We start from the raw sequence: 14,840 nt of genomic DNA on the forward strand, positions 1-14,840 counted from the left end.
ACCATGATCATCACCGCGACCAGTGCCGCCATCGGAATCTCGGCGACCAGCGACCCCGCAAACACGACCATGATCAGCAGCGCGACACCGGCGGTCAGCGTCGACAGGCGCGTGCGTCCACCGGATTTCACGTTGATCACCGACTGCCCGATCATCGCGCAACCGGCCATGCCGCCGAGCAGGCCGGAGGCGATATTGGCGATGCCTTGGCCGGTCGCTTCGCGGTTCTTGTTGCTTGGCGTGTCGGTCAGGTCATCGACGATCGCCGCAGTCAGCATCGATTCGAGCAAACCGACGACGGCGAGGGTGAACGAGAACGGCAGGATGATCTGCAGGGTTTCCAGAGTCAGCGGCACATCCGGCCAGAGGAAAATCGGCAAGCTGTCGGGCAACTCGCCCATGTCGCCGACCGTGTTCACATCGATCTTGAAATAGATCGCGATGGCGGTCAGGACAACGATGCAGATCAGTGGCGAGGGAATGGCACGGGTGATGCGTGGAAACAGGTAGATGATACCGAGGCCACTCGCGACCATCGCATAGACCGGCCAGCGCATGCCGATCAGCTCGGGCAACTGGGCCATGAAGATCAGAATCGCCAGCGCATTGACGAAGCCGGTGATCACCGAGCGCGAGACAAAGCGCATCAGCACGGCAAGGCGAAACGCCCCGGCGAGAATCTGCAGCACGCCAGTCAACAGCGTCGCCGCGAGCAGGTATTGCAGGCCGTGATCCTTGACCAGGGTGACCATGACCAGAGCCATCGCGCCGGTCGCCGCCGAAATCATGCCGGGCCGGCCGCCGGTGAACGAGATCACCACGGCGATGCAGAACGAGGCGTACAGGCCGACCTTCGGATCGACCCCGGCAATGATCGAGAACGCGATCGCCTCGGGGATCAGGGCGAGTGCCACGACCAACCCGGCCAGCACATCGGCACGCGGATTGGACAGCCACTCCTGACGGATGGAATTGAACACACAGACTCCGGCTCGCGCGCGGCGAGGGTTCGAAATGAAAATGAAGATCGCGCGGATCGGCACAAAGGCCGACAAGGACCGCAGATTCAGCGGCCAGAGCGCCCAAGGCGCAAGCACGGGGCGCGCATTCTAGACCATGCGAAGTTCGATTGCCCAATGGGGCCCGTTTCGAATGATCAAGAAAGGTGAGAAAACACGTAGGAAGCGGCTTTAGCCGCGATGCTTTTCAGCATTCGGGCCAAAGGCATCGCGGCTGAAGCCGCTTCCTACGAAGAGCGGCGCGAGGATTCCCGATTCCCGATTCCCGATTCCCGATTCCCGATTCCCGAAAAAAAGCATCGTGCCTGAAGGCGCTCCAGATTCCGTTCGCCCTGAGCCTGTCGAAGGGTGAGCTTCAACCTACAGAGGCGCGGGCTCTTTTGACTTGCGTCGCTCGCGCAGCAACTGCTGCTGGACCTTGCTGAAGGCGCGATAGCGTTGCTGCCAGTCGGAAGGTTCGGTGACGCGGGTGATCTCGACGGCGGTGACCTTGTATTCGGGGCAGTTGGTGGCCCAGTCCGAGTTCTCGGTGGTGATCACGTTGGCGCCGGAGAATGGAAAATGGAAGGTGGTGTAGACCACGCCCGGCTGCATGCGCTCGCTGATCTGCGCGCGCAACACGGTTTCGCCGGCACGGCTGGCAATACCCGCCCAATCGCCGTCTTCTATGCCGCGCTGCTCGGCATCATGCGGATGGATTTCCAGGAGGTCCTCGCCATGCCAGACCGTATTCGGCGTGCGCCGGGTCTGCGCGCCGACGTTGTACTGGCTCAGGATCCGCCCGGTGGTCAGGATCAGCGGATACTTGGCATTGACCTTTTCCGTGGTCGGCACGTATTCGGTGAGCATGAAGCGACCCTTGCCGCGCACGAACTCATCGACATGCATGGTCGGCGTGCCATCGGGTGCGGCGGCGTTGCACGGCCACTGGATGCTGCCGAGTTCATCGAGGCGGGCAAAACTCACCCCGGCGAAGGTCGGTGTCAGGCGCGCGATCTCGTCCATGATTTCGGACGGATGGGTGTAATTCATCGGATAGCCGAGCGCGTTGGAAATCAACTGGGTGATCTCCCAATCGGCATAGCCGGCGACCGGCTGCATGACCCGACGCACGCGCGAGATACGCCGCTCGGCATTGGTGAAGGTGCCGTCCTTTTCGAGGAAGGTCGAGCCGGGCAGGAACACATGGGCGAACTTGGCCGTCTCGTTGAGGAACAGATCCTGCACGACGATGCACTGCATCGCCGACAGCGCCGCAGTGACGTGCTGGGTATTCGGATCGGACTGGGCGATATCCTCGCCCTCGACATAGAGGCCCTTGAACTCGCCATCGAGTGCGGCTTCGAACATGTTTGGAATGCGCAAGCCCGGTTCGGCGAGCAGGGTCACGCCCCAGTCGTGCTCGAAGGTTCCGCGCACCGTTGAATCGGAGACATGCCGGTAGCCGGGCAGCTCATGCGGGAACGAGCCCATGTCGCACGAACCCTGCACATTGTTCTGCCCGCGCAATGGATTCACGCCGACACCGCGCCGACCGATATTGCCGGTGAGCATGGCCAGGTTGGCAATCGCCATGACAGCGGTCGAGCCCTGGGAATGCTCGGTCACGCCGAGACCGTAGTAGATCGCCGCATTGCCACCGGTTGCGAACAGGCGTGCCGCAGCACGCATCTGCGCGGCAGGCACGCCGGTATCCGCTTCGGTCGCTTCGGGAGAATTGCGTTCGTTGCCGACAAACGTTTTCCACTTTGCGAATGCCTCCGGCTCGCAGCGCAGCGCGACAAAGGCCTCATCGGCCAGCCCTTCATCCACGATCACATGAGCGAGCGCATTGAGCAGGGCGACATTGGTGCCGGGCTTGAGCTTGAGCAGAAAGTCCGCCTGCACATGCGGCGAGCGGACCAGATCGATACTGCGCGGATCGGCGATGATCAGCCTGGCGCCTTCGCGCAGGCGTCGTTTCATCTGCGAGGCAAACACCGGGTGTGCATCGGTCGGATTGGCGCCGATGACGAAGATCACATCGGCCTCCTCGACCGAATCGAAATCCTGCGTTCCGGCCGATTCGCCGAGTGTCGCCTTCAAACCGTAGCCGGTCGGCGAATGGCAGACGCGCGCGCAGGTATCGACGTTGTTGTTGCCGAAAGCCGCGCGCACGAGTTTTTGCACGAGCCAGGTTTCCTCGTTGGTGCAGCGTGACGAGGTGATGCCGCCGATCGCGTCGCGACCGTGTTCGGCCTGGATGCGGCGGAACTCGGAGGCCGTGTGGGCGATGGCTTCTTCCCAGGAGACTTCCTTCCACGGATCGCTGATCTTCGCCCGGATCATCGGCTTGGTGATGCGCTCGCCATGCGTGGCGTAGCCAATCGCGAAGCGTCCCTTGACGCAGGAGTGGCCGTGATTGGCCTTGCCGTCGATATGCGGAACCATGCGCACGATTTCCTCGCCGCGCATCTCCGCGCGGAACGAGCAGCCGACCCCGCAATAGGCGCAGGTCGTGACCACGCTGCGCTCGGCCTGGCCTTTTTCGATCACCGACTTTTCCAGTAGTGCAGTGGTCGGACAGGCCTGCACGCAGGCGCCGCAGGACACGCATTCGGATTCGAGAAACGATTCATCCTGACTGGCGACGACGCGCGAATCGAAACCACGCCCTTCGATGGTCAGCGCGAAGGTGCCCTGCACATCGTCGCAAGCACGCACGCAACGCGAGCAGACGATGCATTGCGAAGGATCGAAACGAAAGTACGGATTGGATGCGTCGATCGGGGCGAAGCGCTTTGCACCGTCGAAGCCGTAACGATTGCTTTCGAGGCCGACTACAGCAGCCATCTCCTGCAATTCACAACGGCCGCCCGGGGCGCAGCCCACGCAACCGAGCGGATGATCGGAAACATACAGCTCCATCACACCGCGGCGGATCTCGGTCAGCTTGGCGCTCTGCGTGCTCACCCGCATGCCTTCGGCCACCGGTGTCGTGCACGAAGCCGGATAACCTTTCCTGCCCTCGATCTGGACCAGACAGAGCCGGCACGAGCCGAAGGCATCGAGGGTATCGGTTGCACACAGGCGTGGAATGTCGATGCGGTTCGTTGCCGCCGCCCGCATCACCGAGGTGCCAGCGGGCACCTTGACCGGCGTGCCGTCGATTTCGAGGCTCACGAGTTTCAGCGAATCCAGCGATTGGATCGCCGGGGTGCCGTAGTCAATGTCGTCAATTGAACGCATGTTGTTGCTCCACCTGTTTACTCGTCGCGCCGACCCCATCGATGGCTACGCGACGCGTATCGCTTTCGCAGGATCGCCTTTGGCGCTCTTACGAAACTTTTGGACGCCGAATCTCGAAATCCTCGGGAAAATGCTTCAGCGCACTGAGCACCGGCAATGGCGTCATGCCGCCGAGTGCGCACAGCGAGCCGTGCAGCATCGTCTCGCACAGGCTCTTCAGCAGTACCTTGTTTGCATCGGCATCAACGCCGCCGCGAATGTGATCGATGACCTCGACACCGCGTGTCGAGCCGATCCGGCAAGGCGTGCATTTGCCGCAGGATTCAATTGCGCAGAAGCCCATGGCGAAGCGTGCCTGTTCGGCCATGTCGACGCTGTCGTCGAAGACCACAATGCCGCCGTGTCCGAGCATCGCATCGATGGCGATGAAAGCTTCGTAATCGATCGGCGTATCGAACTGCGATTCCGGCAGATAGGCACCAAGCGGCCCACCGACTTGCACGGCGCGGATCGGGCGGCCACTGGCCGAACCGCCGCCATAATCTTCGAGCAGTTCACGCAAGCTCACGCCGAAGGCCAGTTCAATCAAGCCGCCACGCCTGATGTTGCCGGTCAGCTGGATCGGCAAGGTGCCGCGCGAGCGACCCATGCCCATGCCGCGATACCAGTCCGCGCCATGAATCAGGATGTCGGGCACCGAGGCCAGACTGATGACGTTGTTGATGACGGTCGGTTTTCCAAACAGTCCTTCGATTGCCGGCAGTGGCGGCTTGAAGCGGACTTCGCCGCGACGCCCTTCGAGACTTTCGAGCAAGGAGGTTTCTTCACCGCAGATATACGCTCCGGCGCCGAGACGCAGTTCGATATCGAAATCCCGCCCACTGCCCTGGATGTTGTTGCCAATCCAGCCGCCATGGCGGGCTCGCTTGATGGCTTCGAAAAGAATGCGCTCGGCCAACGGATATTCGCTGCGCAGATAGATGTAGCCCTTGTCGGCACCGACGGCGATGCCTGCAATCAGCATGCCTTCAATCAGCCGATAGGGGTCACCCTCCATCACCATGCGATCGGAAAACGTGCCGGAATCGCCTTCATCGGCATTGCAGACGATGTATTTCTGTTCGGCCGATTGATCGAGCACCGTCTTCCATTTGATCCCGCACGGAAATGCCGCGCCACCGCGCCCGCGCAAACCGGATTCGGTAATGCTGTGCACAATTTCGTCAGGTGCCATGAGCAAGGCATTCTCAAGGCCACGCCAGCCGCCCAGCGCACGGTAGTCGTCAAGCGATAGCGGGTCGGTAATACCGTTGCGCGAAAAGCACTGGCGATTCTGATTTTTCAGCCAGTCTATTTCTTCGACCAATCCCACGGCCTTTGGATGGCCGCCATCGCGCGCGAAGCCGCACTCGAAAAGGCCTGCAACATCGTCCACCTCGATCGGGCCGAAGCCATACCGACCCTCGCCCATATCCACTTCGACCAGCGGCTCAAGCCAACAAAGGCCTCGAGACCCATTGCGCACGACAACAACATCAACGCCTCGATCGACGGCTTCGCTGTTGATTTTCGCAGCCACCGCATCCGCCCCACAGGCAATCGCGCTGGTATCACGAGGCACAAAGATGCGCAGGCTCATGTCGATTCCTCGCAGCCATCAATCAAGCGATCAATGCGCTCGACGGAAAGTCGGCCATGCACCTGATCATCCAGCATCAGTGAGGGCGCACAGGCGCAGTTGCCAAGACAGTAGACCGGCTCCAGGGTTACCGCGCCATCGGCGCTGGTTTCGTTGAATCCGATACCAAGGCGAGTGCGGACATGCGCTTCGATTGCGCGTGATCCCATTGCCTGACAGGCCTCGGCACGGCACAGCTTGAGCACATGCCGCCCCGGCGGCGCAGTGCGGAAATGATGGTAGAAACTGATCACGCCATGCACTTCGGCGCGACTGAGGTTGAGCGTTTGCGCGATCACCGGCACGCTCGCGGGTGGTACAAAACCGAGCGCATTCTGGATGCCGTGAAGAATGGGCAGCAGGAAATCCTGACGTGGCTCGAATGCCGCAATCACGGCCTTGATCGCCTCGGCATCCTTCCTGTCGAGCTCGACCGTCGGAATCAAACCAGATTTGCCAGCGGCGCGTGATGTCATGTCAGCCTCGTTGACGGCGCGTGAAAACAGTGGCCAGGCGGAAATGCATGAGATCGCCGCCCGCCAACCATGCAGCAGAGACTACCGCTTTCCTGCGGCCTTCGACCCTGCCTTGCTCGTGGTCAGGACCAGATCGTAGTCGTTGCCCGGCGCTTCGGGTGCCTTTGATGGAAAGGCCAGGCTGACATTCTTGCCGACCAGAGCGGTAATGGAATGACTGTCACGTTCGACCCATTTGCCCAGATGGCGGCCGAAGAAGGTCAGCTTCAGCATGATCGATTCATTTCCGTTGGGTGCTTCTCCCAACGTGCTCAAGGTCATCAGGATACGGAATCCTTCGTTGGGCTTCTGCGGGTTTTCATCGCGAAATTCCGTTTCCGCGCCGGGCTGGACTTCGACCGCAGGCTTGCCGACAAGTGAGCCATTGTGGGTGATGATCATGTCAACCCGGTAACTGTTGGCGGGGTTTTCGGCGGCCTGGCTGGCGCTGCAGACAACAAGCAGGGTCAACAAGCAAAGGGAACTGCAAACAATCTTCAGGTTCATCAACGAATTCTCTGGTCTGGAAGGGTTTCGGCGAGGCCGGGAATTGAGCATATCTTCCCATAGTCGATGGAAAGACCCGATTGTGGCAGCGACGTTCCCTGCGAGACGAATATTCGCCGAGGGCAACGCCGGACAGGCTGCCAGCAACGACGATGCCGACGTTGGCTAGCGCAGGAGTCGATTGCCCGGCTTCGGCGACCAGACCTCAAGTGCCTTGCGCGTGCGCTGGCGACCAAGTTCGATCAGGCTTTCGGCGCGATGGAAATCGTAAAAGGTCGAAGCATTGCGTGGAATCGTGATCAGCAGATCCGGCGGCTGCGCAGCGAGTTTGAGGCGGGTGATGGTTTCCTGAACGGTATCGAGGGTACGCGCGAATAATTCAAGAATGCTCGGATCCGGTGTCTCGGTGGATGTCTTGTCGCTACCGAACCAGGATCCGAACATGCGACTCATGCGGTTGCCGACCCTGACCTGCTCTTCATTTTCGCCTTCGACGGGTAGTTCGCCGTGGGCATCAATTCCGGGGCCGACTTCGCCAGCCGAAGAGGCATCGAGCGGCTCTTCTGCACCATTCACATCGACCGCAATGGTAGCCGCGGTGAAATCGCGCAAGGTCGGCGAAACCGGCAGGGGATTGAGCAGTCCGCCATCGACAAGCAGGCGCCCCTGGTAGCGATGTGGGCGAAACACTGTCGGAATCGCAATCGATGCCCGGATCGCATCGAACAGCGAACCGTGCGAAAACCACACTTCGCGATGCGCATCGAGGTCAACGGCAACGGCCGTGTAGCTGATTGGAAGGTCCTCGATTGCCACGTCGCCGACGTGTTCACGCAGGGCATTGATGATGCGATCGCCCTTGATGAAACCGCCACCGCTGATGGTGATGTCGAGCAACTTGAAGACATCGAATTTGGCCAACTGCAGCACCCAGTCGCGATAGGCATTGAGCTTGCCTGCGGCATACACACCGCCGACCAGGGCGCCCATCGAACTGCCCGCAATCGATCGAATATCAAAGCCCTGCGCGATCAATTCCTCGATCACTCCGACATGCGCATAGCCGCGTGCACCACCCGAACCCAGCACCAGGGAAATCGGAATCTTCCGGCTGTCATCGTCGCGTCGAATTGGCGTGGCTTCGGTCATGACGTCTGCACTCCCTGATAACTGCCGATCGCAAGCTGCAGCAAAATGCGCATTTCTTCGCGCAGCGAAATCGGCGATACGACCTCGGCATCCGGGCCATACTTGAGCACATCCATCAGCAGTTCGCGGGAATTGCTGTAGGGCACCTTGAGTTCATAACGACCATCGGACAGCCAGTGGCCTTCCTGCTGCGAATGCCAATGTTCATCGGCGACCCAGCGCGAGGCGTGCTCGGAAAAACGGATTACCGCGGTGGCCTTCGGCGCACCGGAAAAAATGCCGTAGCTTGATGCAAGATGCGCATCGAGCTCGGCCAAATCGCTGTCCAGCGCTTCCTGATCGCCGACCTTGACGCTGCGCATGCGATCGAGAGCAAAACTGCGCAGCGCTTCGCGACCATGATCCCAGGCATCGAGATACCAGTTGTCCCGATAGTGAGCGAGGCGTTGCGGCGAGACATCGCGCGTGGTCGGTGCGTTGGTCGTGCGTGCACGGTATTCAAAGGTCAGGCGCTTGCGGCTGAGCAAGGCACTCGAGACGGTACGGAACACTGCCTGATCGAGCTTGCGCGCACCACTGGCGATGACACGAATGCGTTCCACCGGCAACGTGCGCCCGCTGGCATGGTCGGAAAGCAGGGTTTCGATGCGCTCGCGGAACGGTGCCAGTGCACCGGCGAGTACGCCGGGCTCGGATCGATCGAGCAGTTCGTTGAGAGCAAGCAAGGCTGACAGCTCTTCGCTCGACAGCCACAAGCCCGGCAGCTCGAAGCGATCACCCTCTTCCCTGGCATAGTGAATCGTGCCGTTGTCGGAGTCACTCTCGATTGGTGCGCCAAGCGCATCGCGCAGGAAGGCGATATCGCGATACATCGTCGCCCGGGAACACTGCAGCTCATCCTGCACACGCTTGAGCGAGACCGGAAAGCGCGCGGCCTTGAGCATGCGATGAAGGAGCAAGGTGCGTTCGTAGCGATCCATGAGCGCGAAATACCCAGTTTCCAGACGGATACCGAGTTTGGCACAAGGGGTTGATGAATCGGGAGTGGGGAGTGGGGAGTGGGGAGTGGGGAGTGGGGAGTGGGGAGCGGGGAGCGGGGAGCGGGGAGCGGGGAGCGGATATGATGCGCGCCTTCACACGAGTCGTTCCAGCCGGGCATGGTGGCTCAACCGCCAACGCGACCTGAGCCATCGATCAATGTTCAGCTCGCGAACGCAGGAATGCATGGATTCCCGTTAAAACAAGGGCTTGCAGCACCCTGCATTCGGCGATTCGTGGGCCTGCTCCCCTTCGCCCGGAATTTACCATTACCATCAGCGGTTCCTGACCAGGCAACGCATGGATCATGCCCCACGCATCACTTGCCCTGAATACGCCGACCGCAGACGAGGTCAAGACCACCACGTGCTACATGTGCGCGTGTCGCTGCGGCATCCGCGTCCATCTGAAGGATGGCCGCGTGCGCTACATCGACGGCAACCCGAAGCACCCGGTCAATCGCGGGGTGATCTGCGCCAAGGGTTCGTCCGGAATCAAACAACATTATTCGCCAGCGCGCTTGTCGAAGCCGCTGTTGCGAGTCGGCGAACGCGGTGCTGGCGCGTTCCGCGAGATTGAATGGGATGAAGCGCTGGAGCTGGCGGCCAAATGGCTGGGTGATATCCGTCAACGCAATCCCGATGAACTCGCTTTTTTCACCGGGCGCGATCAATCCCAGGCGCTGACCGGCTGGTGGGCGCAGCAATTCGGCACGATCAATTACGCGGCCCACGGAGGCTTCTGCTCGGTCAACATGGCCGCCGCCGGCATGTACACGTTCGGCGGCAGCTTCTGGGAGTTCGGCGAACCGGACTGGGATTTGACCAAGTACCTGATGCTCTGGGGCGTCGCCGAGGATCACGATTCCAACCCGATCAAGCTCGGCCTCGGCAAACTGAAGGCGAACGGGGCCAAGATCGTCGCGATCAATCCGGTGCGTACCGGCTATGGCGCAATTGCCGATGAATGGGTGCCGATCAATCCGGGCACCGATGGTTTGCTCGCTGGCGCGTTTATCCACGAACTGCTGCGCAACGACCGCATCGATCTCGAGTATCTGGTGCGCTATACGAATGCTCATCACCTGGTCATTCGCGATCCGGGTGCGGCCGATGACGGCTTGATCGCACGCGATGGCGACGGGCAGGCGCTGTGTGCGGCGCGCCGCGATGACGGCGAGGGGAACGCAATCGTTCGCGCCAACGGCGTGGATGTTTCGCCACTGGTAGTTGGTGAATATCAACTGCCTGATGGACGCAAGGCGATTCCTTCGTTCCAGTTGATCGCCGAGCGCTTTCTTGCGGACGACTATTCGCCTGATGCGGTAAGCGAGCGTTGTGGCGTCGACGTCGAGACCATTCGTCGACTCGCCCGTGAACTCGCCGAGACAGCATTCGATCAGGCGATTACGCTCGATCAGCCGTGGACCGACAGCCACGGACGCGAACACGCAACCATGGTCGGCCGCCCGGTTTCGATGCATGCCATGCGTGGCATCTCGGCACATTCAAACGGCTTCCATACCTGCCGCACCTTGCACGTTTTGCAGATGTTGCTCGGCGCAATCGATACACCGGGAAGCTTCCGCTACCAGCCACCGTATCCAAAACCGGCGCCGCCACCGAATCGCCCGGGCAAATCGCGCAAGGCCGACGGCACGCTCGACGGCGGCCCGCTCGGCTATGTGCAGTCGCCGGATGATTTGCTGGTCGATGCCGATGGCCAGCCACGGCGCCTCGACAAGGCCTATTCGTGGCAGCACCCGCTGGCCGCGCACGGCATCATGCAATCGGTGATCCGCAATGCCTGGGCCGGCGATTCGGGTCATATCGACACCTTGTTCATGTTCATGGCCAACATGGGCTGGAACTCGTCGATGAATACCAGCGAGACGCGGCGCATGCTGCGTGATCGCGATGAGGCAACCGGCGAATACCGGATCCCGCACATCATCTATTCGGACGCCTATTTGTCCGAAACCGTCGCCTTCGCCGATCTTGTTTTGCCTGATACGACATATCTGGAACGCCACGACTGCATCAGCATGCTCGACCGGCCAATCTCGGATGCTGATTGCGCTGCCGATGCGATCCGCCAGCCGGTGGTCGAACCTGATCGCGATGTGCGGCCGTTCCAGGATGTATTGATCGATCTCGGCACGCGGATCGGATTGCCCGGCTTGCTTAACGAGGATGGCAGCGGCAAATATCCCGGCGGATTCGCCCAATACATGGTCGAACACGAGCGCGCGCCCGGGGTCGGCATGCTCGCCGGCTGGCGTGGCGCCGATGGCTCAAAATCTGGCTTCGGCGAGCCGAATCCGGATCAGATCAAACGCTATATCGAGCACGGCTGCGTCTGGGAAGCCAAAATTCCCGATGCCGGGCGTTATTACAAGATGGCCAATCGCGATTATCTGTCGTGGGCCAAATCGCTGGGTTTCGTCGGCTCGACTGATGCCATCGTCATGCAGCTCTATTGCGAAACCCTGCAACGGTTTCGTCTGGCCGCGCAGGGTCATGGCGCGCAACAGCCGCCCGAGAGCGAGCGTCAACGTGTCGAGCGCTATTTCGATCCGATTCCATTCTGGTACGAAAGAGTCGAGCAACCGTCCGCCAGCGGCAATGAGCTGACCAGCGACTACCCTCTTTCCGCAATCACTCAGCGGCCGATGTTCATGTATCACAGCTGGGGTTCGCAAAATACCTGGCTGCGCCAGATCACTGCGCGCAACTACCTGTATCTGAATCCGCAGACGGCTGAAGCCAACGGCGTCGGCGATGGTGACTGGATCTGGCTGGCATCGCCGCTCGGCCGCATCCGCGTGCAGGCAAGATTTCATTCTGCGACCGCGCCCGGAACATTGTGGACATGGAACGCAATCGGCAAGCGCAAAGGCGCCTGGAGACTTGATGCCGATGCGCCGGAATATCGCGATGCCTTTCTGCTCAATCACCTGATCAATGAGCTGCTGCCTTCGGATCGAAAGTCACCGGGCTACGCAAATGCCGATCCGGTCACCGGCCAGGCCGCCTGGTTTGATCTGCGCGTGCGCATCGAGCGTGATCCGTCGCCGCTGGAAGATGGTCATCGCATCGAGATGAACGACAAGAGGGCGGTCGAGTGACCTTGTCGCAATGGATGACCCTGGTGATCGTGATTGGCGCGGTCGCCTTGTTTGCCAGTGAAAAAGTTCGCATCGATCTGGTTGCCCTGATCGTTCTGGTGTTGCTGGTGATCCTGCAACTGGTCTCGCCGGTCGAGGCGCTCGCCGGATTCAGCAACGAGGCAACGATCACGGTCGCGGCGATGTTTGCCCTGAGTCTCGGCATCGAGCGTTCGGGCGCGCTGGAACCGCTGGGCCGCCTGCTCTCGCGAATCCGCAAGCCGTGGCTGCTGACTCTCGCCTTGATGCTGGCGATTGCGCCGATGGGTGCTTTCGTCAAGAACATCGCGCTGGTGGCGACGTTTCTGCCGCTGGCGCTGCGCGTTTGCGCAAACACCGGCACCTCGCCCGCACGCGTATTGCTGCCAATGGCCTATGCCGCACAAATGGGTGGCGTCTGCACCCTGATCGGCACCTCGTCGAACCTGCTCGCCGACAGCCTCGCCCAGCAACACGGCATCGCCGGTTTCGGCGTATTCGAGTTCACTCGCCTGGGCGCGCTGCTGGCCGTGGTCGGCATCACTTACCTGATGCTGGTCGGGCGCTGGTTGCTACCCAAGGAAATTTCCCCGGTGGCCGCCGCCGAGACCGATATCGGCAAGTACGTTACCGAACTCAAGATCACGACGGATTCGCCCCTGGTCGGGCAGACCATCGCCGACGCCAAACTGGGTGACAAGTACAGCATCTACCCGCTCGAACTGCTGCGCGGCGATCGCCATCTGTGGTCACCGCGCTCGCAGGTACTGGAAGTCGACGATGTGTTGTTGGTGCGCGGTGACTGGGACAAGATCGAGGACTTCCGCAAGCGCGCCGAACTCGAAATCGATCCGGAGAACCGCTTCGGGACCGACAAGAGCAGCGCGCGCATCCTCGTCGAGGTCATGGTCAAGCCGGCAACAGCCATCGAAGGCAGCTCATTGGGTGAGCTCGATTTCAATCACAACCACGATGCCATCGCGCTCGCCATCCACCAGCGCGGGCGCATCCTGCGTGACAAGCTCAAGGATGTGCGCCTGACCGCCGGTGACGTACTCCTGCTGCTGGTCAACGAAGCGGGCGCTACTGCCTTGCGCAGCGAGGAACAGTTTGTCGTTCTGAGTGAGCGTGAAGATACCCGGCGCACACCGAAACGGGCGATCGCCGCGGTGCTCATCATGATTGCCGTCGTCGTGGTCTCCGGCCTGCACTGGTTGCCGATCCCGGTGGCGGCGATTGCCGGTGCCGTAGCCATGGCCGCCGCAGGTTGCTATGGACGCAAGGATCTCTACGAAGGTATCGACTGGAAGATCATTGTCCTGCTGGCAGCGATCCTTCCGCTCGGCACGGCCATCGAAAACAGCGGCTTGTCGCAAACGCTCGTCGAATCGAGCATGGGTCTGGTCGGCGAACACGGTCCACTGGCGGCCCTGCTCATGGTTTATCTGCTGACTGCCCTGCTCACGGAGCTGATGGGACACAACCCGTCCGTCGTGCTGATGGTGGGTATCGCGGTCACGGTGGCGCATTCGGTGGGCGCCGATCCGCGCCCGTTTGTGGTCGCTGTGGCATTTGCAGCGGCGACCTCGTTTGCGACGCCGGTTGGCTATCCGACCAACACCATGGTTTATTACGCGGGCGGTTACCGTTTCGTGGATTTCATGAAAGTCGGCATCCCGCTGATTGCAATCTTCTGCGCCATCTCGATGTATCTGATTCCCCTGTTCTGGCCCTTGCAACCATGACCAGCCTGCCCCCACCCACCGCGCGCAAGCTCGGTCTCGTCATTGACCTCGACACCTGCGTCGGCTGTCACGCCTGCGCGGTGGCCTGCAAGGAATGGAACGACGGCGGATCGTTCGGACCATTGCCGGATGCCGATCCCTATGGCGCCGAGCCGAATGGGGTCTGGTTCAATCGGGTGCATTCTTATGAAGCGGGAGTGGGGAGTGGGGAGTGGGGAGTGGAAAAGGCAAATGCTTCCTGCTCTCCTACTCCCCTCTCCCCACTCCCTACTCCCGCTTCTGCTCAATCAATCCACTTCCCGCGTTCGTGCCTGCATTGCGAGACGCCGGCTTGCGTGACGGTGTGTCCGACCGGGGCGAGTTACAAGCGCGCCGAGGATGGCATCGTGCTGGTTGATGAGGACAAGTGCATCGGCTGCCAGTTGTGCGCCTGGGCCTGCCCTTACGGCGCGCGCGAGTTCAGCGCGAAACGTGGCGTCATGCAGAAGTGCACGTTGTGTGTCGATCGTATCTACAACGAAACGCTGGATGAGGCGGATCGGCAACCGGCCTGCGTGATGGCCTGCCCGACCCGGGCCCGACATTTTGGCGATCTCGGCGATGCCGAGTCCGATGTTTCGAAGCTTGTCGCCGAACGCGGCGGCTACGCGCTGATGCCGGAATTTGGCTACAAGCCGGTCAATCGCTACTTGCCACCACGTCCGCGCAAGGACGCATCGGCGGCAAAAAAGGCCGCCATCGCCGAACCAATCGACACCACGCAAATGTCCCCGCTGCTGCGCTGGGTCGATCGCGTGCTGTCGCGCTGAGCAGGAC

General features: G+C 61.0%; 10 protein-coding genes. 3 read left to right on the forward strand and 7 right to left on the reverse strand.

Annotation, left to right across the window (positions count from 1 at the left end; translation table 11 throughout):
- The 7 genes from VFN25_RS15915 to VFN25_RS15945 form a co-directional block, all read right to left on the reverse strand.
- Nucleotides 1-980 (reverse strand): SulP family inorganic anion transporter (locus VFN25_RS15915; RefSeq protein ID WP_325143662.1); only part of this gene is annotated, 980 nt, incomplete at its 3' end.
- Between the two features lie 399 nt (nt 981-1,379).
- Nucleotides 1,380-4,247: a formate dehydrogenase subunit alpha gene (gene fdhF, locus VFN25_RS15920; protein ID WP_325143663.1), complete on the reverse strand. Its 2,868-nt coding sequence runs from the start codon at nt 4,245-4,247 to the stop codon at nt 1,380-1,382.
- Between the two features lie 88 nt (nt 4,248-4,335).
- On the reverse strand, nt 4,336-5,886 hold the full coding sequence (locus tag VFN25_RS15925) for an NADH-quinone oxidoreductase subunit NuoF (RefSeq protein ID WP_325143665.1): 1,551 nt from the start codon (nt 5,884-5,886) through the stop codon (nt 4,336-4,338).
- Entirely contained in the window at nt 5,883-6,401 is a 519-nt protein-coding gene (locus VFN25_RS15930; RefSeq protein WP_325143667.1) for a formate dehydrogenase subunit gamma, read from the reverse strand. The genes VFN25_RS15925 and VFN25_RS15930 overlap by 4 nt, the downstream gene beginning before the upstream one ends.
- Before the next feature lie 81 nt (nt 6,402-6,482).
- On the reverse strand, nt 6,483-6,947 hold the full coding sequence (locus VFN25_RS15935) for a hypothetical protein (RefSeq protein WP_325143669.1): 465 nt from the start codon (nt 6,945-6,947) through the stop codon (nt 6,483-6,485).
- 165 nt (nt 6,948-7,112) lie between these two features.
- Nucleotides 7,113-8,096, reverse strand: coding sequence for a patatin-like phospholipase family protein (locus VFN25_RS15940; RefSeq protein WP_325143671.1), 984 nt, complete (start codon nt 8,094-8,096; stop codon nt 7,113-7,115).
- On the reverse strand, nt 8,093-9,076 hold the full coding sequence (locus VFN25_RS15945) for a YafY family protein (RefSeq protein ID WP_325143673.1): 984 nt from the start codon (nt 9,074-9,076) through the stop codon (nt 8,093-8,095). Before VFN25_RS15945 ends, VFN25_RS15940 begins: the two co-directional genes overlap by 4 nt.
- A 365-nt stretch (nt 9,077-9,441) precedes the next feature.
- On the opposite strand from VFN25_RS15945, the gene VFN25_RS15950 reads away from it, so the two are divergent.
- Genes VFN25_RS15950 through VFN25_RS15960 form a run of 3 tightly spaced genes read left to right on the forward strand, consistent with a single transcriptional unit; the run spans nt 9,442 to nt 14,833 of the window.
- Nucleotides 9,442-12,261 carry a molybdopterin oxidoreductase family protein gene (locus tag VFN25_RS15950; protein ID WP_325143675.1) on the forward strand — a complete coding sequence of 940 codons (2,820 nt, stop codon included), beginning with the start codon at nt 9,442-9,444 and terminating at the stop codon, nt 12,259-12,261.
- On the forward strand, nt 12,258-14,024 hold the full coding sequence (locus VFN25_RS15955; protein ID WP_325143677.1) for an SLC13 family permease: 1,767 nt from the start codon (nt 12,258-12,260) through the stop codon (nt 14,022-14,024). The genes VFN25_RS15950 and VFN25_RS15955 overlap by 4 nt, the downstream gene beginning before the upstream one ends.
- Nucleotides 14,021-14,833: a 4Fe-4S dicluster domain-containing protein gene (locus VFN25_RS15960; RefSeq protein WP_325143679.1), complete on the forward strand. Its 813-nt coding sequence runs from the start codon at nt 14,021-14,023 to the stop codon at nt 14,831-14,833. The genes VFN25_RS15955 and VFN25_RS15960 overlap by 4 nt, the downstream gene beginning before the upstream one ends.
- Nucleotides 14,834-14,840 lie beyond the last annotated feature (7 nt).

Source organism: Dokdonella sp., assembly GCF_035703485.1.
Taxonomy (GTDB): Bacteria; Pseudomonadota; Gammaproteobacteria; order Xanthomonadales; family Rhodanobacteraceae; genus Dokdonella.

Coding starts and splice junctions, on each gene's coding strand:
- fdhF (WP_325143663.1), bottom strand. CDS start 4,247: ATGCGTTCAATTGACGACATTGACTACGGCACCCCGGCGATCCAATCG.
- VFN25_RS15925 (WP_325143665.1), bottom strand. CDS start 5,886: ATGAGCCTGCGCATCTTTGTGCCTCGTGATACCAGCGCGATTGCCTGT.
- VFN25_RS15930 (WP_325143667.1), bottom strand. CDS start 6,401: ATGACATCACGCGCCGCTGGCAAATCTGGTTTGATTCCGACGGTCGAG.
- VFN25_RS15935 (WP_325143669.1), bottom strand. CDS start 6,947: ATGAACCTGAAGATTGTTTGCAGTTCCCTTTGCTTGTTGACCCTGCTT.
- VFN25_RS15940 (WP_325143671.1), bottom strand. CDS start 8,096: ATGACCGAAGCCACGCCAATTCGACGCGACGATGACAGCCGGAAGATT.
- VFN25_RS15945 (WP_325143673.1), bottom strand. CDS start 9,076: ATGGATCGCTACGAACGCACCTTGCTCCTTCATCGCATGCTCAAGGCC.
- VFN25_RS15950 (WP_325143675.1), top strand. CDS start 9,442: ATGCCCCACGCATCACTTGCCCTGAATACGCCGACCGCAGACGAGGTC.
- VFN25_RS15960 (WP_325143679.1), top strand. CDS start 14,021: ATGACCAGCCTGCCCCCACCCACCGCGCGCAAGCTCGGTCTCGTCATT.